The 24,614-nt window shown below is 52.0% G+C and carries 24 protein-coding genes; 7 read left to right on the forward strand and 17 right to left on the reverse strand.

What is annotated here, in order from left to right; translation table 11 throughout:
- Positions 1-89 precede the first annotated feature (89 nt).
- From EH228_RS19285 to EH228_RS19295, 3 genes are all read right to left on the reverse strand, one after another.
- Complete coding sequence (locus EH228_RS19285) at positions 90-716, reverse strand: protein-L-isoaspartate(D-aspartate) O-methyltransferase (protein WP_152323232.1); 627 nt, start codon at positions 714-716, stop codon at positions 90-92.
- On the reverse strand, positions 710-1,471 hold the full coding sequence (gene surE, locus EH228_RS19290) for a 5'/3'-nucleotidase SurE (protein ID WP_152323233.1): 762 nt from the start codon (positions 1,469-1,471) through the stop codon (positions 710-712). Before surE ends, EH228_RS19285 begins: the two co-directional genes overlap by 7 nt.
- A gap of 291 nt (positions 1,472-1,762) precedes the next feature.
- On the reverse strand, positions 1,763-2,692 hold the full coding sequence (locus EH228_RS19295) for a LysR family transcriptional regulator (RefSeq protein WP_152323234.1): 930 nt from the start codon (positions 2,690-2,692) through the stop codon (positions 1,763-1,765).
- Positions 2,693-3,065: 373 nt separating this feature from the next.
- On the opposite strand from EH228_RS19295, the gene EH228_RS19300 reads away from it, so the two are divergent.
- From EH228_RS19300 to EH228_RS19315, 4 genes are all read left to right on the forward strand, one after another.
- Complete coding sequence (locus EH228_RS19300) at positions 3,066-4,238, forward strand: enolase C-terminal domain-like protein (RefSeq protein WP_152323235.1); 1,173 nt, start codon at positions 3,066-3,068, stop codon at positions 4,236-4,238.
- 85 nt (positions 4,239-4,323) lie between these two features.
- On the forward strand, positions 4,324-5,226 hold the full coding sequence (locus tag EH228_RS19305) for a dihydrodipicolinate synthase family protein (RefSeq protein WP_152323236.1): 903 nt from the start codon (positions 4,324-4,326) through the stop codon (positions 5,224-5,226).
- Positions 5,227-5,578: 352 nt separating this feature from the next.
- A complete protein-coding gene (locus tag EH228_RS19310; protein ID WP_152323237.1) occupies positions 5,579-6,952 on the forward strand; it encodes an MFS transporter in 1,374 nt (457 codons plus the stop codon).
- Positions 6,949-8,019, forward strand: a complete 1,071-nt coding sequence (locus tag EH228_RS19315) for an Ldh family oxidoreductase (protein WP_152323238.1) — start codon at positions 6,949-6,951, stop codon at positions 8,017-8,019. Before EH228_RS19310 ends, EH228_RS19315 begins: the two co-directional genes overlap by 4 nt.
- Before the next feature lie 42 nt (positions 8,020-8,061).
- Here the strand turns inward: EH228_RS19315 and truD are convergent, their stop codons facing one another.
- The 9 genes from truD to cysG form a co-directional block, all read right to left on the reverse strand.
- On the reverse strand, positions 8,062-9,108 hold the full coding sequence (truD, locus tag EH228_RS19320; RefSeq protein WP_152323239.1) for a tRNA pseudouridine(13) synthase TruD: 1,047 nt from the start codon (positions 9,106-9,108) through the stop codon (positions 8,062-8,064).
- A complete protein-coding gene (gene ispF / locus EH228_RS19325) occupies positions 9,108-9,587 on the reverse strand; it encodes a 2-C-methyl-D-erythritol 2,4-cyclodiphosphate synthase (protein ID WP_152323240.1) in 480 nt (159 codons plus the stop codon). Before ispF ends, truD begins: the two co-directional genes overlap by 1 nt.
- A 12-nt stretch (positions 9,588-9,599) precedes the next feature.
- Positions 9,600-10,298 carry a 2-C-methyl-D-erythritol 4-phosphate cytidylyltransferase gene (gene ispD / locus EH228_RS19330; RefSeq protein ID WP_152323381.1) on the reverse strand — a complete coding sequence of 233 codons (699 nt, stop codon included), beginning with the start codon at positions 10,296-10,298 and terminating at the stop codon, positions 9,600-9,602.
- A gap of 9 nt (positions 10,299-10,307) precedes the next feature.
- Positions 10,308-10,628: a cell division protein FtsB gene (gene ftsB / locus EH228_RS19335; RefSeq protein ID WP_152323241.1), complete on the reverse strand. Its 321-nt coding sequence runs from the start codon at positions 10,626-10,628 to the stop codon at positions 10,308-10,310.
- 200 nt (positions 10,629-10,828) lie between these two features.
- Positions 10,829-11,149: a DUF3561 family protein gene (locus EH228_RS19340; RefSeq protein ID WP_152323242.1), complete on the reverse strand. Its 321-nt coding sequence runs from the start codon at positions 11,147-11,149 to the stop codon at positions 10,829-10,831.
- 56 nt (positions 11,150-11,205) lie between these two features.
- Complete coding sequence (cysC, locus tag EH228_RS19345; protein ID WP_152323243.1) at positions 11,206-11,814, reverse strand: adenylyl-sulfate kinase; 609 nt, start codon at positions 11,812-11,814, stop codon at positions 11,206-11,208.
- 1 nt (position 11,815) lies between these two features.
- Positions 11,816-13,243: a sulfate adenylyltransferase subunit CysN gene (gene cysN, locus EH228_RS19350; RefSeq protein ID WP_152323244.1), complete on the reverse strand. Its 1,428-nt coding sequence runs from the start codon at positions 13,241-13,243 to the stop codon at positions 11,816-11,818.
- Positions 13,244-13,255: 12 nt separating this feature from the next.
- Positions 13,256-14,164: a sulfate adenylyltransferase subunit CysD gene (gene cysD, locus EH228_RS19355; protein ID WP_152323245.1), complete on the reverse strand. Its 909-nt coding sequence runs from the start codon at positions 14,162-14,164 to the stop codon at positions 13,256-13,258.
- Positions 14,165-14,173: 9 nt separating this feature from the next.
- Positions 14,174-15,589 carry a siroheme synthase CysG gene (gene cysG / locus EH228_RS19360; RefSeq protein WP_152323246.1) on the reverse strand — a complete coding sequence of 472 codons (1,416 nt, stop codon included), beginning with the start codon at positions 15,587-15,589 and terminating at the stop codon, positions 14,174-14,176.
- Between the two features lie 255 nt (positions 15,590-15,844).
- Between cysG and EH228_RS19365 the strand changes: the two genes are divergently transcribed.
- Both EH228_RS19365 and EH228_RS19370 read left to right on the forward strand, forming a co-directional pair.
- Positions 15,845-16,876, forward strand: a complete 1,032-nt coding sequence (locus tag EH228_RS19365; protein ID WP_152323247.1) for an aminopeptidase — start codon at positions 15,845-15,847, stop codon at positions 16,874-16,876.
- A gap of 116 nt (positions 16,877-16,992) precedes the next feature.
- Positions 16,993-17,277 (forward strand): YciI family protein, encoded by a 285-nt coding sequence (locus tag EH228_RS19370; RefSeq protein WP_152323248.1) that lies wholly within the window; start codon positions 16,993-16,995, stop codon positions 17,275-17,277.
- A gap of 126 nt (positions 17,278-17,403) precedes the next feature.
- Here EH228_RS19370 and EH228_RS19375 read toward each other — a convergent pair whose 3' ends face one another.
- Genes EH228_RS19375 through cysJ form a run of 3 tightly spaced genes read right to left on the reverse strand, consistent with a single transcriptional unit; the run spans position 17,404 to position 21,668 of the window.
- Positions 17,404-18,135 carry a phosphoadenylyl-sulfate reductase gene (locus EH228_RS19375; RefSeq protein ID WP_152323249.1) on the reverse strand — a complete coding sequence of 244 codons (732 nt, stop codon included), beginning with the start codon at positions 18,133-18,135 and terminating at the stop codon, positions 17,404-17,406.
- Between the two features lie 12 nt (positions 18,136-18,147).
- A complete protein-coding gene (gene cysI / locus EH228_RS19380; protein ID WP_152323250.1) occupies positions 18,148-19,863 on the reverse strand; it encodes an assimilatory sulfite reductase (NADPH) hemoprotein subunit in 1,716 nt (571 codons plus the stop codon).
- Positions 19,863-21,668, reverse strand: a complete 1,806-nt coding sequence (gene cysJ / locus EH228_RS19385) for an NADPH-dependent assimilatory sulfite reductase flavoprotein subunit (protein ID WP_152323251.1) — start codon at positions 21,666-21,668, stop codon at positions 19,863-19,865. Before cysJ ends, cysI begins: the two co-directional genes overlap by 1 nt.
- A gap of 309 nt (positions 21,669-21,977) precedes the next feature.
- Between cysJ and queD the strand changes: the two genes are divergently transcribed.
- A complete protein-coding gene (gene queD / locus EH228_RS19390) occupies positions 21,978-22,337 on the forward strand; it encodes a 6-carboxytetrahydropterin synthase QueD (protein WP_152323252.1) in 360 nt (119 codons plus the stop codon).
- Positions 22,338-22,359: 22 nt separating this feature from the next.
- Here the strand turns inward: queD and queE are convergent, their stop codons facing one another.
- Positions 22,360-23,031: a 7-carboxy-7-deazaguanine synthase QueE gene (gene queE, locus EH228_RS19395; protein WP_152323253.1), complete on the reverse strand. Its 672-nt coding sequence runs from the start codon at positions 23,029-23,031 to the stop codon at positions 22,360-22,362.
- Positions 23,032-23,307: 276 nt separating this feature from the next.
- A complete protein-coding gene (gene eno, locus EH228_RS19400) occupies positions 23,308-24,603 on the reverse strand; it encodes a phosphopyruvate hydratase (RefSeq protein ID WP_152323254.1) in 1,296 nt (431 codons plus the stop codon).
- Positions 24,604-24,614 lie beyond the last annotated feature (11 nt).

Consider the following 24,614-nt stretch of genomic DNA (forward strand, 5'->3'; position numbering starts at 1 on the left):
CAGCAATAAGTAACAACTAAAATTGATTGCGATAGTAACAACATCGTCGCCCTACTGCCAATTCACAGATGTATACAATGACGAACAATTCAGGCCAGATCGCCCTTCACCAATGGCACGAATCTAACCGGCTCGATAGTCTCCACCACAAACTCCCCTGCCTGGCGTGTAATGCGCTTTAGCTGCTGATGCTCTTCACCCACCGGCAGTACCAATACGCCCCCCTCATTCAACTGCGACATCAGTTCCACCGGGATTTCCGGTGGCGCGGCAGTGACGATAATGGCATCGAAAGGCCCGCGGGTACGCCAGCCCAACCAACCATCACCGTGGCGGGTCGAGACATTATGTAAATCAAGCTGTTTCAGGCGGCGCTTGGCCTGCCACTGCAGCCCTTTGATCCGTTCAACAGAATAAACATGTTCGACCAGATGAGCCAGAATGGCAGTCTGATACCCCGAACCGGTACCAATTTCCAGCACCCGGGACGTCGGCGTCAGCCCCAGTAATGACGTCATTTTCGCCACCATGTAAGGCTGTGAGATAGTCTGACCGGAACCAATAGGTAGCGCCATATTCTCCCAGGCTTTATGCTCAAAAGCTTCGTCGACAAAACGCTCTCGCGGCACACTCTCAATCGCTTTCAACAACCGCTCATCGTCGATACCCAGTTGGCGCAGTTGGGTCAACAGGGTATCAATGCGCCGAATCACCATTCGCGGCACACCTCCGCATTAGCCAGCCAGGCCGTCACTACCTCCTGCGCATTATGGGCCGTTAAGTCCACATGCAGCACGGTGACTGAAACATATCCTTCGTCAACGGCGGCAAAATCGGTATCCGGTCCGGCATCACATTTTTCACCTGGCGGCCCAATCCAGTACAGGGTGTTGCCGCGTGGGTCCTGCTGCGCGATCACCTGATCGCTGGGATGACGGCGACCACAACGGGTCACACGAATCCCCTTCAGCGCAGAAAGAGGCCGGTCTGGGACATTAATATTGAGAATACGTCCTGTACGCAGCGGTTCACGCAACAGCGCACGTAATATTGAGCAAGTTACCGCAGCAGCAGTATCATAGTGTTGGTGACCATCAAGAGAAACCGCCAGAGCGGGTAACCCAAGGTGACGCCCTTCCATCGCTGCCGCAACAGTACCGGAATAAATCACGTCATCCCCCAGATTAGGCCCGGCATTAATACCGGACACCACAATATCGGGTTGTGGGCACATCAAAGCATTGACGCCCAGGTAAACACAGTCAGTTGGTGTGCCCATCTGTACCGCAATATCGCCATTAGGATAGCTGAAAGTACGAAGCGGCGTTTCCAGCGTGAGCGAATTGGATGCGCCACTGCGATTGCGATCGGGAGCCACGACTTGCACGTCAGCAAATTCGCGCAATGCCTTAGCCAGCACCTGAATACCTGGCGCATGAATCCCGTCATCGTTACTCAGCAATATTCGCATCTAAATCACAACCCCTTGATTTAAAACTATTATCTATTATTCCACACCACAAACATCCAACGACCAGTTGCACTGTCAATACGACAGCGGGCTGGCTCTGATACGGTGTTCAAAAACAGGCAAAGTGCATTCTATCGCGTAGAGGCAGTCAGTGGTAGCCAGAAGCAATGACACTGGCAGATATCAACAGATTGAGTGAAGGAATGTGACCATAATGGTACAAAATATCCAGAGAATACATAGCCATGTATAAAGTTAAGACGCCGTCCGGCACATAATACAGTGGAAAATTCAGCCGTTTCCCTGAATAGGCTCAGGCAGGGCAGAACGTTCAGGCTGAAGGCTTTGCGCCAAAATTTTACTTAAAATATGTTTGAAAGCCTCATTATTATTATCCCTTCGCCAGATAAAATATAAAATATTGTGCAACAAATGGATGGGATCTAATGGTCGATAAACAACATTATCCAGTTTAAATGTTGCCGCACTTTGTGGTACCAGAGCCATACCAAAGTTAACATTAACCAGAGACAGGATATTGACTGTACTGCTTTCATAAAGTACAAAGTTAGGTTTAACATCCGCTTTATAAAAAGCTTCCATCAATAGATCATAAAAAGGTTTCCAGGACGCTGAATACATAATAAAGGATTGATTATCAAGATCCTCCAGTCTGATAACAGCTTGTGATGCCAATGCATGATTTTTAGGGATCGCCACAATAAATGGCTCATTGATACAAATACGGCTATCTATATTAGCGCGTGTCGGGACAATTCTCGAAATCCCTAAGTCATTCTGTTGCAGATAAACAGACTCTATCAGCTCATAAGTCGAAAGTTGATGCAAAGATATTTTTATAAATGGATACTCCTTTTTCAGCATGGCGAGAATTCTGGGTAAGAATTGATAAAAAGCATTAGCGACGAATCCCAATGAAACCGATCCTTCTTCACCATTAGCTATCTTATTGGTGAATTGTTCGACCTGATGTATATGTTCCAGTAATTTTCTGGCTTCCCGATAAAACGCTTTTCCAGCCGAGGTTAAAGCAACAGAACGCGTACTTCGGTCGATAAGTTTTACATTCAGTTGGAATTCAAGTAACTGAATTTGTCTCGTTAACGGCGGCTGGCTCATATTAAGCGATACGGCGGCCCGTCGAAAATTCAATTCTGTCGCCACCGCAACAAAACAGCGGAGTTGGTTCACATTAAGCATGACTTATTCCACACAAAATCCCAACCTGGATACATCAGTTCAAACTAGGTCACCCCCCTTTTTTTTGCAATCTCACCCGCTGGGAGTGTGATTTTGGTCAAAATAAATCGCGCTATTACAGAGTGGGTATCAATGTTCAAGATGGACTACTTAGTCACTAACACATTGATATATCCCGCTAAGATAATCAATATCTTTAAAAAAGGTGACTCTAATCACATTAAAAAAAAATTTTCATTCCATTTAAAGCATCAATTATGACAACAAGTAAATTAGACAGACTGTCAGCAATTAATCATGCTGAATGGAATATTGATATTTAATTTTTCATTAACATTATTAATTGTATTAAATTTCTGCCAAGGAGTCCTTAATGCCAATTATTAATCGGGTCGAAGTCATTGAATTTAGCTATGATGTGAAAGATATGGGTGCCGCTTTCAACAATGCGCATAATCATGTCGGCTACGTAAAAGGATCAACCCTTAGTTTGTCAAAATACGCACTGGTGGTTGACTGCGATGACGGATCACGCGGTGAATACGTGGCACTTTGGGGGGCCACCAAACCGGCACTGGCACAAACACTGATGCTTGCCGGTGATTTGCCGGGTCGTGACTCTGATCAGCGGGAAGCGTTTTATACACAATGGAACCGTCGCCTTTGCCATATGGATCATATGGGACAAGGGCCAGTGGATATCGTGTTGTGGGATCTCGCCGGTAAACAATGCGGAAAATCTATTTCACGTATGGTTGGGCAATATCGCAATAAACTGCCTGCCTACGCCAGTACCTATCATGGCGATGAAGGTATGTTTGATAGTGTTGAAGCGTTTACCGATTTTGCCGCAGCATGTTATGACATGGGTTATCGCGCGTTTAAACATCACGGCTGGTTTGATGGCGATCCACAGCGCGAAGCGTCTTTGATTAGAGCGTTAGGTAATACCGTCGGCGATAAAATGAAGCTGATGTATGATGCCGCTTCTGATCTTAAAACGTTTGCGGATGCTTTATATGTCGGGCACGCCTGTGACGATGCCAACTTTTTCTGGTATGAAGATCCTTATCGGGATAACTCAATCTCCGCATTTTCTCATAAAAAATTAAGAAGTTTACTTAAAACACCTTTGCTTATTACCGAGCATGTCAGGGGACTGGAAGCCAAATGTGATTTTATCCTGGCGGGAGGGACGGACTTTGTCCGCGTTGATCCCGAATATGACATGGGGATTACTGGTGCGCTGAAAACCGCGCATATGGCCGAAGCGCTGGGGCTGGATGTAGAAATTCATGCTCCCGGCCCCGCACATCGTCAGCTAATGGCCACCATTCGCAATACTAACTTTTATGAGTTAGCCGAAGTGGGACCAAAATTAAAAAATATTTTACCCCCTTGTTATGCATGTGGTTATCAAGACGAACTGGATTCCATTGACAGCCAGGGGCAGGTGACCGTACCCGATGGTCCGGGATTAGGCGTTATCTATGACTGGGACTGGCTTAACCGTCACGTCACTAAACGGCATATATTCGAAAAATAGCCGTTTTATGCTAACGGATAATTCGACTAATTCCCATTAGATACATATTAGTTGAGCGTGAGGCTCAGCTTTTAAGAGAGTTTTTATGAATAGCGCATATTTTTCAGGTGTGAATGCAGCGGTACTCACAGCATTCAACAGAGATTTATCGGTTAATTATGAAAAAACCGTCGAGCATGGCCATTGGTTACTCAATAATGGCTGCAATGGACTGGCTGTTTTAGGTACAACCAGTGAAACAAACTCCCTGAGTCTGAATGAAAGGGAAATGTTGCTGGAAAAAATGATTGATGGGAATATCCCCGCTGAAAAAATGCTACCCGGCACCAGTACGTGCGATATTCCCAGCACCGTGAAATTAACCCGCCATGCAGAGCGGATGGGGTGTCGTGGAGTATTACTATTGCCGCCATTCTATTATAAATCACCCTCTACACAAGGATTATTTGATTATTATAGTGAAGTTATTGGACGTGCAGGTGGTGACATAAAAATCTATCTATATCACTTTCCTCAGCAGTCCGCCATTCCTGTCACGCTGGATCTGGTTAAACGTCTATTGGATAAATACCCTGATAAAATAAAAGGCATTAAAGACAGTAGCGGTGACTTTCAAAACACCAAAGCCTATATAGATAATTTTTCCCAATATGGATTTGAAGTCTATTCCGGTGCTGATGCCAGCTTCCAGGAAGTACTAAAAATTGGTGCTGCTGGCTGTATAACGGCAACAACAAACCTTGTTTCATCTTTAGCTGCAAAAATTTACCAGCATTATAACGATAAACAAGGTAATCACGCGCAAGAAAAATTAACTGCAATGAGAAAGATTGTAGCAACAGGCGATACCATCCCGACCGTAAAAACACTGCTTAGCGCAATAATGAACGATAATACCTGGGAAACGGTCCGCCCTCCGCTCTGTTCACTGTCTCCCTCTCTTAAGACACAGCTTCTTTCATCTTATGCCGAGTTTATTAGCGTATAGCGGAGTCATTGCCATGGATCTTACAATGAATAAAGCGAATATAAGATATACGATGCCCGAGTCCATTGGAGGCGCGATGCTGATGCTTTATATCACCAGAATCACGAAAAAAAATTTGTATAATTCCCCGTATAAATAAAACACCAACCTGTATGCCTACAATGATTTTAAAGAGGTCTTCAGCATGTCAAAAATAATACCTTATCAGCCATGTGATCATTATTTTAAGATTTGAATTATGACGAAAAGAGTATTCCATTAAAACGGAAACCAGACGAGTACATCATACTCATTATGTTACCTTTTAATGGTTCTCCAATAACAACAAGCCACCTGGCGCATGGAGATCCACATGCCGATATCGTTAAAGGCGTTCGCCGCCCGTTCAGATTCAAAAGCAGCGGCCAGGACACATGTCCGTTATTATGTGCTTGCACTGATCCTGCTGGTTACCGCTATCAATCTTGGAGACCGGGCTAATCTTTCTATTGCAGGGGATGGCCTGTCCCATGACCTGGGTTTAGATTCGGTCACCATGGGCTATCTTTTTTCCGCTTTTGCCTGGGCCTATGTGCTGGGTCAGTTGCCTGGCGGCTGGTTTCTGGATCGCTTCAATTCGGTTAAGGTCTATGGTACCGCTTTGTTTTTATGGTCATTCCTCACTTTCCTCCAGGGAACGGTCGCCTGGCTACCGCAGGGCATGATCGTCGCGACGTTGTTCGCACTACGTTTCCTGGTCGGACTGGTCGAAGCCCCGATCTATCCGGCGAACAATTATATTGTCGCGGCCTGGTTTCCACTCACCGAGCGTGGGATGGCCACCGCGATATTCTCTTCCGCCCAGTATGTGGCCATGATCGTGTTCGTTCCACTCATGGGCGTCATCAGCCATGTTCTTAGCTGGCACTATGTCTTCTGGTTTATGGGGTCGGCAGGCATGCTGCTGGCGCTATTCTGGTTTTGGCAAATGCGTAGCCCGGATAACCATCCCCGCGTAAACCAAGAGGAACTGGAATATCTGAGAAAAAACGGCGCGCTCATTGATATCGAAGCAGCCAAACGCCGCTCATCCCCGCCCAAACTGTCTTCCATCAGTATCCTGTTTAAAAGCCGGATGATGCTGGGGATCTACATCGGTCAGTACTGTATTACTGCGTTGCAATATTTTTTCATCACCTGGTTTCCTATTTACCTGGTGAAAGGACGGGGAATGAACATTATGGAAGTCGGATTTATCGCCGCACTCCCCGCGGTATGTGGTTTTATCGGCAGCATTCTGTGTGGCATCCTCTCTGATCAATTGATGAAACGTTGGGGATCGGTGACCCTTGCCCGCAAAACTCCCTTTATCATTGGTATGGCTTTAGCGACCGGGCTGGTTTTCTGCAACTTCACCCATTCTATCTACGTCATCGTGGCGTTAATGTGCCTGGCACTATTAGGCAAAGGTCTGGCCCAAATTGGCCTGGCGGTGGTTGTGGATACCTCCCCTCCCCCTATCGTCGGGATGGCCACCGGTATATTTGGTATCGCCGGTAACATTTCCGGGATAACCACGCCTGTTGTCATTGGTTACACCATTCATGCTACGGGCTCGTTCGAGCTGGCGCTGTATTTTGTCGGCGCTCACGCACTGATCGCCATGTTGAGCTATCTGTTTATTGTCGGGCGTGTGCAGCGTCTGGATATGACTGAAAATATCCCCACAGGAGTCGAAGTAAAATGATGCCAGCTAATTCCAAACGCTTTACGCTTTGCAGCCTTGAACGCTTTTCACTCGCGCTACTGATGCGCGCGGGTGTACCAGAGGAACGCGCACTCCCCATGACTCAGCGCATGCTGGACGCTGATCTGCTCGGTCACAGCACCCACGGTTTGTGGTTTATGAGCGCCTATCTGGAACGCATCGCCGCGGGACAAATTTCTCCGCAGGCAGAATTGCAGGTCATCCATGACCAGCCCAATGCCTTCGCATGGCATGCCCACCGCGCCCCCGGCGCATGGGTAATGCACATAGCTACTGAAGAACTCTTACGCCGGGTCGGTTCTCATGGCGTGGTCAGCGCCACGATTGCCGACTGCTCACACATTGGCTGCCTGCAAACCTACCTGCTGCCGCTGGTTGAAAAAAACCTGTTAGTGACGCTGTGCGCCACCAATCCGGGTGTACGCTCTGTCGCGCCTTTCGGCGGTAGCGATTCCGTTTTAACGACCAATCCGGTGGCCTGGGGGATACCGACGCGGGGTGCACCGATTCTGATCGATCAATGTACCTCGGTAGCCAGCAATACGTTCTTCAAAAGTTTCGCCGCTAAAAAACACATGTTGCCGGAAGCCTGGTTACTCGACAGCACCGGGCAACCAACCCATGATCCGGCGGTCCTGCAACATACGCCGCCTGGCAGTATTCTTCCGCTCGGTGGTCTGCAACTGGGTTATAAAGGGTTTGGTCTGGGCCTGATGGTTGAAGCGTTCAGTCTGGCGCTGGGCGGCAGCGGCAGACGCCAGGAACCTGATATGTATGGCCAGGGGGTGTTTATTCAGGTGATCGATCCAGACTGCTTTGCAGGACGAGAAGCTTTTCTGGATGAAATGGATTATCTGGTCGCCAGTTGTAAAGCCAGCCGACTGCGCCCGGATTCAAAGGAAATTCGCCTGCCTGGCGAGCGGGCGCTTGCTGAACGCGAGCAGCAGTGGGTTCAGGGTATCACGTTGAACGAAGAGGTGCTGTCACGGCTACACCCCTGGACAGAACATTTCGATCTTCCTTTCCCGGAGTCACTGCCGCATTGAAACCGTATCGGAGTCATCTGCGGCTATTCATGGACAGCCGTGTTACTCCCCGATCTCGGCCTCATCCTGCTGATGCAAGATTTCCCGTATCACACTGGTGGCGTAACTGCCCGCGGGTAGCCAGAAGTTGAGCTCGATAGTGACGTTATCCTGCCATTCCCAGCGTAAATCACGCGGGATAACCAGCATCGCACGACGAGCGGCCGCCACCTTCTCACGTTCCAGCAGGCCAGTCAGTCCCGTTTCATCCACCAGGCTTTGTTGTTCAAATGCCAATGCCTCGCCTTGTGTTCCCCAGTCGCCGCTGCCGGGAAGCGGAGCGGTGACCCGCAGTTCATTGTTGAGTACCCGGGTCTGTAATACCGCCAGTTCCACCTCTTCAGCGACAAACCAGCTACCGCGACCAGTAAGCTGGAGCGCATCTCCCGCCAGCACTGAGGACAGCGACCCCAGTTGCGCCAGACGATCACTCACGACCTGGTTGAACAGCGCGCTGCGGGCAGCGGAAAGCAGGAAGCTACGTTTATTACGCTCGCGCACGCGAATTTCATCTGCCGCCCAGCGTCGGGCCTGCAACAGATTATTGTCGTTATGTCCAAAACGCTGTGCACCAAAATAATTGGGTACGCCAGTGGTGGCGATCTGCCGCAGACGTTGTTCCACTGCGTCATGATCGGAGACTTGACGCAGGATAAGCGTAAAAGTGTTGCCCTGCAGAGCACCGGTACGCAATTTGCGACGATGACGGGCGCTTTCCAGCACTTCGCAACCCGCCAGTTGAAAAGCGGAGAAGTCCGGCGTTTCTTTACCCGGTATACGCAAACAAAACCATTGTTCGGTCACCGCATGGCGATCTTTCATCCCGGCAAAGCTGACATCACGCGGGTGAATAGCGGCAAATTTTGCCAGCGCCTCGGCTACAAAACGACTATTGCAGCCATTTTTGCGCACACGCACCAAAAAATGTTCGCCATCGCCATCTGGCGAGTACCCCAGATCTTCAATAACAATAAAATCTTCCGGGTTCGCCTTCACGACCCCGGTAGCCACAGGCCGCCCGTGCAACCAGCTCAGCTCGGCACATCCCATCACTGCTCCACCTTAAACAGCAGCGCCACCGCCTCACAAGCAATGCCTTCTCCCCGACCAGTGAAACCCAGCTTCTCGGTCGTGGTTGCCTTAACATTCACCTCATCCATATGAATACCCAGGTCTTCGGCGATGTTAATGCGCATCTGCGCGACGTGCGGCAACATTTTCGGTGCCTGAGCAATCAGGGTCACATCGACATTACCAACACGGTAACCTTTCTTTTCAATCTGACGTAACGCTTCACGCAATAACACACGGCTATCCGCGCCTTTATAAGCCGCGTCGGTATCCGGGAACAATTTGCCGATATCCCCCAACGCCGCCGCACCCAGTAGCGCATCGGTCAGCGCATGCAGTGCCACGTCGCCATCGGAATGGGCCAGCAAGCCTTGTTCATAAGGAATTCGTACACCGGCAATAATCAGCGGACCTTCGCCGCCAAACGCGTGAACATCAAAACCGTGGCCGATACGCAAATCCAGCTCTCCTTAATCAGGTGATTGTGTCAGGTAAAATGCCGCCAGCGCCAAATCCTCTGGCCGCGTAACCTTAATATTGTCGCTACGGCCCACCACCAACTCCGGATGGTAGCCACAGTATTCAAGCGCTGAAGCCTCATCTGTGATGGTCGCTCCCTCGCGTAACGCTCTCTGCAGACAATCCCGCAGCAGTGTCAGAGGAAACAGTTGCGGCGTCAGTGCATGCCACAACGCCTCGCGCTCTACCGTATGCGCAATGGCTTGTTTACCGGTTTCTGCACGCTTCATCGTATCGCGTACCGGCGCGGCGAGTATCCCTCCCACCTGGCTGGTCGCAGTGATAGTCAGTAAACGCGTTAAGTCATCGAGATGCAAGCAGGGACGCGCAGCATCATGCACCAACGCCCAACGCGCAGTAGGGGCGGCCAGCAAACCAGCCAGCACAGAATCGGCCCGTTCTTTGCCGCCTTGCACCACCGTGATACGTGGATCAGCCGCCATCGGCAAGCCAGAAAAGAACGGATCGGTCGGGCTGACGGCAACGATGATGTGTCGGATGGCCGGATGGGCCAACAGACTGTCGAGCGCATGCTCAAGGATGGTTTTTCCGCCAATAGAGAGGTACTGCTTAGGGCATTCGGACTGCATGCGGCTGCCAATCCCGGCGGCGGGAACGATGGCAATAACGTCCGGAAAGGAACCTGCAATATCCATAAATTATCGTTGCTGATTGTTCAGGTTACCCTGCTGCGCGTTTCGTTTGTTTTGATCCGGCACAAGGCGATAAAAAGTCTCACCAGGTTTGATCATCCCCAGTTCATTGCGTGCACGCTCCTCAATTGCTTCAGAACCGCCGTTAAGATCGTCGATTTCTGCAAACAACTGATCGTTGCGCGCTTTTAGCCTGGCGTTACTGGCCTGTTGCACTGCAACATCGTCATTAACGCGTGTATAGTCATGTATGCCGTTCTTGCCTAACCACAGCGAATATTGTAGCCAGCCGAGTAATACAAGTAACAGCAGCGTAAGTTTTCCCATCCCCGCCCCCTGAAAAACGGCTCAATCATCCCATAACTTTCCATCCGACTCCACTCCACCGGTGAAATAGCCACAGATTGGCGAATTGATGAGCAATCCCCAACCTTCAAAGCGCACTTCAGGCAAAATTTTGTAACCACCGGGGGCATTCAGACATCAAATTTTACCGCGAATGCGACAGAGTCATACGATCCAGTCAGTTACCAGCCGCTTAAAAGCGTGAATAATAACCAAAAAAGGCTGAGCACCGCCACTGCCGTGAGCAACAACGTCAAGATCAGATGACCGCGCAATAATACGCTGACTGCGATACCCATCAATACCGATACCGGCAGTAACGCCAGGAAGAAAGGCCAGGTGTAGAGGAAGAAAAACAGCGTATTGGAGCCGTACAGAATAAACGGGATCGCGAGGGCGAACCAGTAAGAGGCGAAACCCGCCACCCCTCCGGGGAACGACCAGGAAATCTCTTCCTGGTCTCGGTCTTCTTTGCGGGCCAGCATGGGCGTAACATTATGCATAGGTATCCTGTTGGCGCGAAAAACGGCCCGCTCTGAGGCGTTTTGCCGTAGCTATCTCAGGGTTTGATAATATCGCGCTCACGCAGCAGATCTAACACTTGAACCAGCAATTTTGTTACCAATTGTTCGCCATTGAGGTGGATTTCAGGTTCGACTGGCGCTTCATAAACCGCGTCAATGCCGGTAAAGTTACGCAGTTCACCCGCACGGGCTTTCTTGTATAATCCTTTAGGATCACGCGCCTCACAAATTTCCAATGGAGTATCAACAAATATTTCGATAAAGCGCCCTTCACCTAACATATCCCGCACCATCTGACGCTCGGCACGGTGTGGCGAGATAAACGCGCTTAGCACCACCAGCCCGGCATCAACCATCAGTTTGGCCACTTCACCGACCCGGCGGATGTTCTCCTTACGGTCATCATCGCTGAAGCCAAGATCACGGCATAAACCGTGACGCACGTTGTCGCCGTCCAGTAGATAAGTACTGACCCCCGACTGATGCAAAGCCTGCTCCAGCGCGCCCGCCACGGTAGATTTACCCGAACCGGAAAGCCCGGTAAACCACAATACCACCCCCTGATGGCCGTGCTGACGCTCGCGTTCCGCTCGCGTGACCGCATGCGCATGCCAGACGACGTTTTCATCATGTCCGGCGGCCATCTTATTTATCTCCCAAAAGATCGCGCGCGCCCCAGTGTGGGAAATGGCGGCGAATCAACGCGTTCAACTCCAGCTCGAAGGCGCTGAAATTACGGTTGTCCGCTATCACCTCGTCCAACGGCTCGAGGATCATCCCCGCCCCAACAGTGACGTTGCTCAGACGATCAATAAAGATCATCCCTCCGGTTACCGGGTTTTGCTGGTATGTGTCCAGCATCATCGGTTCGTCAAACGTCAGGTCGACCAGGCCAATGCCGTTCAGCGGCAGGCTTTCCGCCGTGTGCTGCGTCAGACTGTTGATCTCCACCTGATACTGGATACTTTCAACCCGGACGCGCGTCTTCTTACCGGCAATTTTAATGTCGAAACGCTGCCCCGGCGCCAATGGCTGTTCCCCCATCCATACCACATCAACGCTGGCGCGCCGCACAGGTTTCATTACCGCATCAGCGTCGACCAGCAGATCGCCACGGCTGATATCGATTTCATCCTTCAGCACCAGGGTCAACGCTTCACCGGCTTGCGCCTCGGGTAAATCGCCATCGAAGGTCACAATACGGGCAATGGATGACTCCACGCCGGACGGTAACACTTTCACCCGCTGCCCAACCTGCAGTGAACCGGAAGCCAGTGTCCCGGCATAACCGCGGAAGTCAAGATTAGGACGGTTGACATACTGGACCGGGAAACGCATCGGCTGCTGCTCCACGACACGTTTGATTTCGACAGTTTCCAGCACGTCCAGCAAAGTCGGACCACTGTACCAGGGCATCGCCTCGCCCGAACTCGCGACATTTTCGCCTTCCAGCGCCGATAGCGGCACAAAGCGAATATCCACATCAGCCGGTAACTGCCGGGCAAAATCCAGATAGTCCTGCTTAATCTGCTCAAAACGCGCGACGCTGTATTCCACCAGGTCCATCTTGTTGACGGCGACAACCAGGTGTTTAATGCCCAGCAAGGTGGAGATAAAACTGTGACGCCGGGTCTGATCCAGCACGCCTTTGCGAGCATCAATCAACAGGATAGCCAGATCACAGGTTGACGCGCCAGTTGCCATGTTACGGGTGTACTGTTCGTGTCCTGGCGTATCGGCGATGATGAATTTACGCTTCTCAGTGGAGAAATAACGATAAGCCACATCGATGGTGATGCCCTGCTCACGTTCGGCCTGCAAACCATCCACCAACAGCGCCAGATCCAACTTTTCACCCTGGGTGCCATGACGTTTGCTGTCGTTATGCAGCGAAGAGAGCTGGTCTTCATAAATCTGGCGCGTATCGTGCAGGAGACGACCAATCAGCGTGCTCTTGCCATCGTCGACGCTGCCACAGGTCAGAAAGCGCAGCAGGCTTTTATGTTGTTGAGCGTGCAACCAGGCTTCCACGCCACCCTGGTCAGCAATTTGTTGTGCAATGACAGTATTCATCTCGTCGGCTCCTTAGAAATAACCCTGGCGTTTTTTCAGCTCCATCGAGCCGGACTGATCACGGTCAATCACCCGGCCCTGACGTTCACTGGTGGTGGAAACCAACATCTCTTCGATGATCGCAGGCAGTGTCTGTGCCTCAGATTCCACCGCGCCGGTCAGCGGCCAACAGCCGAGGGTACGGAAACGCACCATTCTCTGCTCGATAACTTCACCTGGCTGTAAATGAATACGATCGTCATCGACCATCATCAACATACCGTCGCGCTCAAGCACCGGGCGCATCGCGGCCAGATACAGCGGAACAATATCGATGTTTTCCAGGAATATATATTGCCAGATATCTAACTCGGTCCAGTTGGAGAGCGGGAACACCCGGATGCTCTCACCTTTATTGATCTGGCCGTTGTAGTTATGCCACAGTTCAGGACGCTGGTTTTTCGGATCCCAGCGGTGGAAACGGTCGCGGAAAGAGTAAATACGCTCTTTCGCGCGGGACTTCTCTTCATCACGACGGGCGCCGCCAAAAGCAGCATCGAAACCATACTTGTCCAGCGCCTGTTTTAACCCTTCGGTTTTCATGATATCAGTGTGTTTAGCACTGCCATGTATGAACGGATTAATGCCCATCGCCACCCCTTCAGGGTTACGGTAAACCAGCAGTTCGGCGCCGATTTCTTTCACTGTGCGATCACGGAACGCGTACATTTCACGGAATTTCCAGCCGGTATCCACATGCAACAGTGGGAATGGCAGTGTACCCGGATAGAACGCCTTACGCGCCAGATGCAACATCACCGATGAATCTTTGCCGATCGAATACAACATCACCGGGTTGCCGAATTCCGCCGCGACTTCACGGATGATATGGATACTTTCCGCTTCCAGTTGACGCAGGTGAGTGAGTCGTTTTTGATCCATAACTTTTCCTCAAGCCAAATTCACAACAGCCGACTCACGTCCGGTCTGCTGCGCTGAATGTTGAAACCACGCCAATTGCTGATGCAGGTTAACCACTTCTCCAATCACGAGCAGTGCCGGCGTTGGCGCGCGTTGCGCAAGTTCATCTAATGCTTCCAGTGTCCCTGTCAGCACCTGCTGATCCTGACGCGTCCCACGACTGATCACCGCCACTGGCGTACGCGCATCACGCCCATGGCTAATCAGTTGGGCTGAAATTTCGGCCGCCTTAAGCGTGCCCATATAAATCGCCAACGTCTGGCGGGCCCGGGCCAGCGACAACCAGTCCATACCATCACCATCGCTGCGGCCATGACCGGTAATAAACAGCGCGCTTTGTGCATGATGGCGATGCGTCAGTGGGATCCCGGCATAGGCGGTTGCCCCCGCTGCCGCGGTTATCCCCGGCACCACCTGGAAAGGAATGCCCGCCTCAACCGCCACCTGCAACTCTTCGCCGCCGCGTCCGAAGATAAACGGGTCCCCCCCTTTCAGACGTACCACTCGCTTGCCCTGCGATGCCAGCTTCACCAGCAGACGATGGGTCTCTTCCTGCGATACGCTATGCGCATTGGCACGTTTACCCACGCAAATACGCTCAGCATCGCGGCGGACTAAATCGAGAACCTCATCGCTCACCAGATGGTCGTACAACACCACATCGGCTTGTTGTATCACCTGCAAACCGCGCAACGTCAGCAGCCCGGCATCGCCTGGCCCCGCGCCGACCAGAATGATTTCGCCCTGATTTGCTTCAGGATGCGCCAACTGCCGATCCAGCGTCTGTCGCGCCCCGGCGACATTGCCGGATGCGACCTGGCTGGCAAACAGACCATTGAAAGCGCTTTCCCAAAAACGCCGACGTTGCGACATCTTGCCAAACCGTTGTTTGACTTTATCCCGCCACTGTCCGGCAATTGCCGCCATCTGCCCGAGGTTACCCGGCAGTAGCGCTTCCAGCTTTTCGCGCAGCAGACGCGCCAGCACTGGCGCCGTACCACTGGAGGAAATAGCCACCACCATCGGCGAACGATCGACTATAGACGGGAAAATAAAAGAGCACTTCGGCTGACAGTCCACCACATTGGCGAACAGACGGCGCTCGCGGGCATCACTAAAGATACGGTCGTTCAACTCACCATCATCGGTCGCGGCAATCACCAGGTAAACGCGGTCCAGTTGACTGCTTTGGTACTGATGTGCAAACCATGTAACCGTTCCCCGGCCTTCCAGTATCGCCAGTTCCGGACAAAGCGCCGGCGCCACGACCCATACCTGCGCTCCTGCACGCAGCAGCAAGTCAATTTTGCGCACAGCAACAGCTCCGCCGCCAACGATCAGCACCGGTTTGTTTCGGATATCGGCAAAAATCGGGAGATAGTCCACATCAGCCTTGTCGTAAATAACAAAAAGTTATCGCGACTATACGGCTCCTGCTTAAGGGTTATGAAATTACTAATTGGAATGAGTAGTTACTTAATGGAATAACGACCCGGCAAAGCTAAGGACAAAATGTGCTTAATGGATGATATTCAGACCATTTCAGAGAGAACGAAATTGTGCAATGGCGGTCACACTTTCATACTGATGAAGTAAAATATTTTCGCAGGCTCGTCACAGGATGACGACTAAGGATACCACATGTTTTCCCGACTCCGTTTGAGCGCGTTAGCGACGTTGCTCTCCTGCTGTGCTCTTGTTCCTCTGCACGCGACAACGGTTGCCGAGGGCCATTATGCTGAGCAGCAACTACGCTATATCGCCACCTATTTTCCCGGCCGGATGGCGGGTAGCCCGGCAGAGATGCTGACCGCGGATTATCTTCAGCAACAGTTCCTGCAACTGGGCTATCACAGTAATAAACGAAATTTCATCACTCATTATCAGTACATATCGCAGGATGGCCGGGTTACGCCACACATCGTGACCGCGACGTCCGTGGTCGCCGCCCGGGCCGGTGCTATGCCGCAGCAGATAATCATTATTAGCCACACCGACACTTATCTGCCGCAAAGCGATAGCGACCGCCATAAAAACCTCGGCGGCCTGACGTTACAAGGGGCCGACGATAACGCGTCCGGGATAGCCGTTATGCTGGAGCTGGCGCAACGTCTGAGCAAAGCGCCCTTGCACTACAGCCTGCGTTTTGTCGCGCTGAGTGGCGAGGAACTGGGTCAGCGCGGTGAAAACGATTATCTCTCGCGGATGACACCAGAAGAGAAGAAAAACACCCTGCTGGTTATCAAACTGGATGACCTGGTGGTAGGGAATAAGCTGTATTTCGACAGCGGAACTAACACGCCTGAAGCCGTATCGCGACAGACTCGCGACAGAGCGCTGGCCATCGCCCGGGTCAACGGTATTCCTTCTGCGACCCGGGGTAAAGAGGTCAGAATGGAACCTGCGGTGGATTTGTTTGATAAAGCCGGCTTCCCGCTACTCAGTATTCGCGCCACCGACTGGGAGTTGGGAAACAAAGATGGTCAGCAGCAGCGCGCCATCAGTCCGCATTTTCCACAAGGCACCACCCGACACCAGGCCTCGTTAGATAATCTCCCTTATCTGGACCGCTGGCTACCCGGACGCATTACCCAGAGAATGCATGACAGCGTTAAAATTCTTCTGCCGCTGATCGACGAGCTGGCAAACCCCAAAACGCTCTCCCCTAAATAATGCAAGTTGCAGGGAGACCGCAAGCGTCATGCGTTCCGGTCAGTGATACAGCGGGCTGAACGCCGCCGACACATCGCCACGTACACTATTATCGATATAAACCTTAAGGAGTCGCCATGTATATCGTCAGTCTGAATTACATCCGCCCGATTGCAGAAGTAGAAGCGGTGCTGGATGCCCATATCGCGTGGCTGGATAAGTATTTTGCTGCCGGGGTGTTTATCGCCGCAGGCCGCAAGGATCCGCGTACTGGCGGCCTGATAATCGTAGATGATGTCGAGCGCCAGCGGCTGGACAGCATTCTGGCGGAAGATGCCTTCCAGACAGTAGCGGAGTATGAAATCACGAAGGTGAATGTCACTCGCGCCGCCGATGAGTTCGCGGCACTGGTGGGACGTTGAGCAATCACCAAACGTTTTACCAGCGCCCCGCCTTATGTCAGTAAAGATCTGAGTCAGGAAGCTGATGGTTGCCGCATGAACGCGGCAACCAGAATGACATGCATATCTTTACGCCGTATGCTGAGGTTACTCGTGCAATCCGCACTCGCGTTTCAGACCAAAAAATCGGGTGTCCTCTTCCGCCATTCCCGGTTCCCATTTACGCGTCGTGTGTGTATCACCCACTGACAGATACCCTTGCTCCCACAGAGGATGATAGCTCAGGCCATGCGTCTTGAGATACTGATAAACCTGACGGTTATCCCAGTCGATAATGGGTAAGACCTTGAACACACCGCGCTGGATAGCCAGCACCGGCAGACTGGCACGGCTGGCTGACTGCTCGCGCCGCAAACCGGCGAACCAGGTCTGCCCGTTAAGGGTCGCCAGCGCGCGATTCATCGGTTCCACTTTGTTGAGCTGATTATAGCGCTCGATCCCTTCCACTCCCTGCTCCCACAGCTTGCCGTAGCGCGCCTCCTGCCAGGCGGCGCTCAGGTCCGCGCGAAACACCTTCAGATTCAGCTTGAGCTGGTCAGTCAGTTGATCAATAAACTGGTAGGTTTCCGGAAACAGATACCCCGTGTCCGTGAGGATCACCGGAATATCCGGCTTCGCCCGTGTCACCAAATGCAGACTGACGGCGGCCTGAATGCCGAAGCTGGAAGAGAGTACCGCTTCACCGGGCAAGTTTTCCAGTGCCCAGCACACCCGCTCTTCTGCCGATAATTTTTCCAACTGTGTATTGATTTCCGCCAGCGCCATCACGCGCTCGACTTTCGGCAACGCATTTAAAGCAGAGAGATCGAGTACCGTCATATCACGCCTCCGTCATTCCCAAAAATCGTGAGCCGGGTCAACAACCGGTTTCACTACGCCAGTACGGATGGTGAAATCGCCAAAACCTTCACCCGCTTCACGTTCCCTTGCCCAGCGACCCATTAATTCATCAAGGGTAGACAAAATTTCGTCTTCCGTGATGTTTTCACGGTACATCCGCGGGATACGGGTACCAATGCGGTTCCCACCAAGATGCAGGTTATAACGTCCCGGCGCCTTGCCGACCAGACCGATCTCGGCCAGTAGCGCACGACCACAACCATTCGGGCACCCCGTGACGCGCAGCACGATGTGCTCATCGCCCACACCATGCGCCGTCATGATATCTTCCACGCGGGTAACAAACTCAGGCAGGAATCGCTCGGCTTCAGCCATCGCCAGCGGACAGGTCGGGAACGCCACACAAGCCATAGAGTTTTCACGCTGCGCGGTGACGCTTTCCATCAGGCTATGCTCGCGGGCCAGCGTTTCAATTTTGGCTTTATCCTCTTCCGGCACACCCGCCACAATCAGGTTCTGGTTAGCGGTCAGGCGAAAGTCGCCTTTATGCACTTTCGCGATTTCAGCGATACCGGTTTTCAGCGGACGGCCAGGATAGTCCAGTAGGCGGCCGTTTTCAATAAACAGCGTCAGATGCCATTGATCATCAATGCCTTTTACCCAGCCGAAACGGTCACCACGCGTAGTAAATTCATAAGGACGGATCGGTTCAAACGTGAACCCGGCGCGACGTTCAACTTCCGCTTTAAAGGTCTCCACGCCGACACGTTCCAGCGTGTATTTGGTTTTGGCATTTTTACGGTCAGTACGGTTCCCCCAGTCTCGCTGAGTGGTCACCACCGCTTCCGCCACCGCCAGGGTTTTATCCAACGGCAGATAGCCGAACTCACTGGCTGTCCGCGCGTAGGTCGCTTTGTTGCCGTGATCGATAGATAAACCACCACCGACCAGCAGGTTAAAACCAACCAGTCGACCATTTTCAGCAATCGCGATAAAATTCATATCGTTGGCATGCAGATCCACATCGTTATGCGGCGGCACCACGACGGTCGTTTTGAACTTACGCGGCAGATAGGTTTCACCGAGGATCGGCTCTTTATCAGTGGTGGCGACTTTTTCCTGATCCAGCCAAATCTCCGCATAAGCGCGCGTTTTCGGCAGCAAATGCTCGGAAATTTTCTTCGCCCATTGGTACGTTTCCTGATGCAACTCAGATTCCACCGGGTTAGAGCTACATAACACATTGCGATTAACGTCATTCGCCGTCGCCAACGCATCCAGCCCTACTTCATGCAGCATCTGATGTGCAGGCTTGAGATTGCCCTTCAGGATACCGTGAAACTGAAAAGTCTGCCGATTGGTCAAACGGATGCTGCCATACAGGGTATTCTCTGCGGCAAAATTGTCGATGCTCAGCCACTGCTGCGGCGTAATGACGCCGCCTGGCAAACGACAGCGCAACATCATCGCATGACGCGGCTCCAGCTTCTGTTCGGCGCGCTCGGCGCGAATATCACGGTCGTCCTGCTGATACATACCGTGAAAACGGATCAGTAGAAAGTTATCGCCGCGAAAACCACCGGTCAGTCCATCATGCAAATCGTCTGCAATGGTGCCTCGCAGGTAATTACTCTCTTTTTTCAGGCGCTCGGCATCAGTCAGCTTGCCTTCAACCACCAGCGGGCCTGGATGTTTTTCAGTCTTCATTAGTAAACGTCTCGCTGATAACGGCGCTCAATACGCAGCTCACTTAAAAATTCGTCGGCAGTGTCACGATCCATACCACCAAACTCCGCCACCACATCCAGCAGTGCCTGTTCCACATCCTTCGCCATACGGTTGGCATCACCACAAACATAAATGTGCGCGCCCTCCGCTATCCAGCGCCACACCTCGGCCCCTTTAGCACGGATTTTATCCTGTACATAAACCTTGTGCGATTGGTCGCGAGACCAGGCGAGGTCAATATGGGTCAGCAAACCGTCTTTTACGTAGCGCTGCCATTCAACCTGGTAGAGGAAATCCTCGGTAAAGTGGGGATTACCAAAGAACAACCAGTTTTTGCCTTGCGCGCCATCGTTATCCCTCTGCTGCATAAACGCGCGGAATGGCGCGATACCGGTGCCCGGACCAATCATAATAATCGGTGTATCCGGATTGGCAGGTAAGCGGAAGTTGTCATTGTGTTCAATGAACACGCGCACCTCGCCGTCCTCTTCCAGACGATCAGCCAGGAAGCTGGACGCGCCGCCTGCACGAGCGCGTCCATCAATGTCATAGCGCACTACGCCGACGGTAATATGTACCTCGGTTTCATTTTCCGCCTGCGAAGAGGCGATAGAATAGAGACGCGGCGTCAGTGGACGCAAAAGTTCGGTCAATTGTTCCGCGCGTAGCTCAATCGGCGCCTGGCGTACCATATCAACAATTGGCATTGACTGGGCGTAATGCTGTAATTCGCTCTTATCGCCGACCCGCGCCAGCAGTTTCTCGTCACGCGCCAGCCTGGCGTATTGTTCAACAATCTGCGCAGTGTTCACGGTCAGTTCAACATGTTTTTGCAACGCTTCATGCAGCGGCAGCGTCTGACCGTTGATCTCAACCGGTTCATCGCCTTTTAGCCACAACAACTCAAGCAACTCCTGCACCAAAGCAGGATCGTTCTCATACCACACGCCCAGCGCATCGCCCGGCTGATAACGCAGACCAGAGTCACCCAGATCAATTTCGATGTGGCGCACGTCTTTATCGGAGTTACGCCCGGTGATCTTCTGGTTTACCGCCAGGCTGGCGCTCAGCGGTCGTTCTTTACTGTACGGACTGCTGAACAGCTCATGGGCCGTACCCGCGGCAGTAACCGCCGCCACGGCGGGTGTTTCACCCGGCACACGGGATTTCAGGATCTCAACAATCTGCCCGCGCCACTTTTCAGCCACTGCCGCGTATTCCACATCGGCATCCACCCGCGCCAGCAGGCGTTCTCCGCCCCTTTCCGCCAGCTTCTGGTCAAAATCTTTACCCGCCTGGCTAAAGAATTCATACGAGCTATCGCCCAGGCCAAAGACCGCAAAGGCGGTGTTATCCAGTTTCGGCGCCTTTTTCGACATCAGGTATTTGTGCAGCGCCACCGCTTCTTCTGGTGGTTCACCTTCACCCTGGGTCGAGGTCACGACTATCAGTAGCTTCTCCTGAGCAATCTGCTTGAATTTGTAGTCGCCCGCATTGACCAGATTGACGTTCAGTCTGGCGGCCAGCAGATCATCACGCAGTTGCTCAGCCAGACGGCGGGCATTGCCGGTCTGCGAAGCGGAAAGCAAGGTAATCGTCGGCAGTTCAACTGGCGTCGGTGCGCTGACTGCCGTACTGCCAGGCATCGGGTTGACCATGCCCCAGAAATAACCGGAAAGCCATGCCAGTTGCGCGGTAGAAAAATCACCAGTCGCCGCTTGCAGGCGGGCGAGTTGCTCCGGACTAAGCGGAAGCAGAGAACCTGGGGGTACCTGTGTCGTCATTGCGTTGAATCTTCCAGTGAAGGGCGCTGGGGCCAAAAATCAGTAAGTAAGACAGTGTTAGGGTAACGACTGGCATAATAACCCTTAAATAAGGGTTGGTAATAACAAATAACCAAAATGACTAACCGGTTTTACAACTAAAACATAGTGATAAAACCGGTTAATTAATCAATTAGAAATCAGAAAGTTACGGGCTCTCATTTTTCACTGGCACCAATCCGCCGGGAAAGAATGGCGAAACGGATGCGAAAAAAAGGATTTTCCGGTAGACTTCGCCGGTTTTTCCAGAAATAACCGAGACTGTCACATATGGCTACCACGCTGTTTAAAGATTTCCAATTCGAGGCGGCTCACTATCTGCCTAACGTCCCTGCCGGGCACAAATGTGGGCGCCTACATGGGCACTCCTTTCTGGTGCGGCTCGAAATTACCGGTGAAGTGGATGCGCATACCGGCTGGATAATCGATTTTGCCGAACTGAAAGCCGCCTTTAAACCGGTTTACGACCGTCTGGATCATCACTATCTGAATGAGATCCCAGGACTGTCCAATCCCACCAGCGAAGTGCTGGCGCAGTGGATTTGGGATCAAATGAAGCCGAAGCTGCCATTACTGAGCGCGGTAATGGTCAAAGAAACCTGCACCGCAGGCTGCGTCTATAAAGGCTGAGCAGGATACCGCCTGTACGCTATCAGGCAATATTCAGATATTTATGCGTCTGCAATGACAAGCGCCAGTTACGCGCGATACAGGTTGCGATACACAACTTAGTCGCATCGTCCTTCTGGCTGATCGGCTGTAGCGCCACAATGCGGTTTTTCTGATCGTCCAGCGTTGCCAGTAACCGGTCCAGCGCCTCAATATCACGCTGGCGCGCCACCGGATGTTTCACCTCGTTAGCGCGAACCAGTGCCTGATGCAACACATCATAGCCGCCACGCATATTCACTTTCGGTGAAACGGTGACCCAGGTCGATTCACTACAGCGCACATTATGGGTGCCACTGGTTTCAATCTGGCAACTGAAACCATGCTGCTCCAGCGTTGCCGTCAACGGCGTCAGATCATGGATGCAGGGTTCCCCCCCGGTTATCACCACATGTCGTGCTGTCCAGCCATACTGTGCAATCACCGCCAGCAACGCCTGCGCATCAGCCGCGCCCCAGGCATCCGTCTCGGTCGTCTTTAGCAGAATACCGCCCAGTGAGGTCTCCCGCGAGGCCAGCTTATCCCAGGTGTGTTTGGTATCACACCAGCTACAACCCACCGGGCATCCCTGCAGGCGGATAAAAATTGCCGGAACGCCGGTATAAACCCCTTCGCCCTGCAACGTCTGGAACATCTCATTAATCGGGTACTGCATCACCGTCTCGACTGGAAGTGAAAATAAGGGCGCAGATTATGCCAGATCTGCCGCATCTTAACCAAATATCATCATCTCGCGCAGCCGCTCATCTTTCCCTTGTGGTGACTTATGAACCGCCTGCGAGGCTAATCCTGATGATCGCACACGCGCTCCATTCATTCGCGTCCGATGATTTATATTGGCTAATTTTTTCGATTCACAATAAAAAAACCCCGTCCGGAGACAGGGTTTTCAGAAAATCCTCAGCCCTGAAGAGGCCGGGAATTGTCAGGCTTACTGACCTTTAACTTCTTTCAGGCCATTGAATGGCGCACGGCTTCCCAACGCTTCTTCGATACGGATCAACTGGTTGTACTTAGCAACACGGTCTGAACGGCTCATAGAACCGGTTTTAATCTGACCCGCCGCAGTACCTACCGCCAGGTCAGCGATAGTCGCGTCTTCCGTTTCACCTGAACGGTGAGAAATAACCGCGGTATAACCGGCATCTTTCGCCATTTTAATCGCTGCCAGCGTTTCGCTCAGCGAACCTATCTGGTTGAATTTGATCAGAATGGAGTTAGCGATACCTTTGTCGATACCTTCCTTGAGGATTTTGGTGTTGGTGACGAACAGATCGTCGCCCACCAGTTGGATTTTGTCGCCCAGCACTTTGGTCTGGTAAGCAAAACCAGCCCAGTCAGATTCATCCAGACCATCTTCGATAGAAACGATAGGATACTGTTGGGTCAGATCAGACAGGAAGTGCGTAAACTCTTCTGAGGTGAAGGATTTATTGCCTTCGCCCGCCAGCACATATTTACCGTCTTTGTAGAATTCAGACGCAGCGCAGTCCATCGCCAGGGTGATGTCTTTACCCAGCTCGTAGCCTGCGGCTTTTACTGCTTCAGCGATAACCGCCAGCGCTTCAGCGTTGGAGCCCAGGTTTGGCGCGTAGCCGCCTTCGTCACCCACCGCCGTGTTCATCCCCTTAGACTTCAGTACTTTCGCCAGGGTGTGGAACACTTCAGAACCCATACGAACCGCTTCTTTCAGCGTCTTCGCGCCCACTGGCTGAATCATGAATTCCTGAATGTCGACGTTGTTGTCGGCATGCTCGCCACCGTTAATGATATTCATCATTGGCAGTGGCATAGAGAATTTGCCTGGGGTGCCGTTCAGTTCAGCAATGTGCTCATACAGCGGCATACCTTTCGCTGCGGCAGCGGCTTTGGCAGCCGCCAGAGACACGGCCAGAATAGCATTAGCGCCGAATTTAGATTTATTCTCAGTACCGTCAAGATCAATCATGATCTTGTCAAGATTGGCCTGGTCTTTCGCATCTTTACCAATCACCGCGTCCGCGATTGGGCCATTAACCGCAGCAACAGCTTTGGTGACACCTTTCCCCAGGAAACGAGATTTATCCCCGTCACGCAGTTCCAGCGCTTCGCGAGAACCGGTAGAAGCGCCTGATGGCGCAGCAGCCATACCGACGAAGCCACCTTCCAGATGTACTTCTGCTTCAACGGTCGGGTTACCACGGGAGTCGATGATCTCACGACCGATGACTTTAACGATTTTGGACATTAGTTTTTCCT

The organism is Erwinia endophytica, assembly GCF_009295515.1.
GTDB lineage: Bacteria > Pseudomonadota > Gammaproteobacteria > Enterobacterales > Enterobacteriaceae > Erwinia > Erwinia endophytica.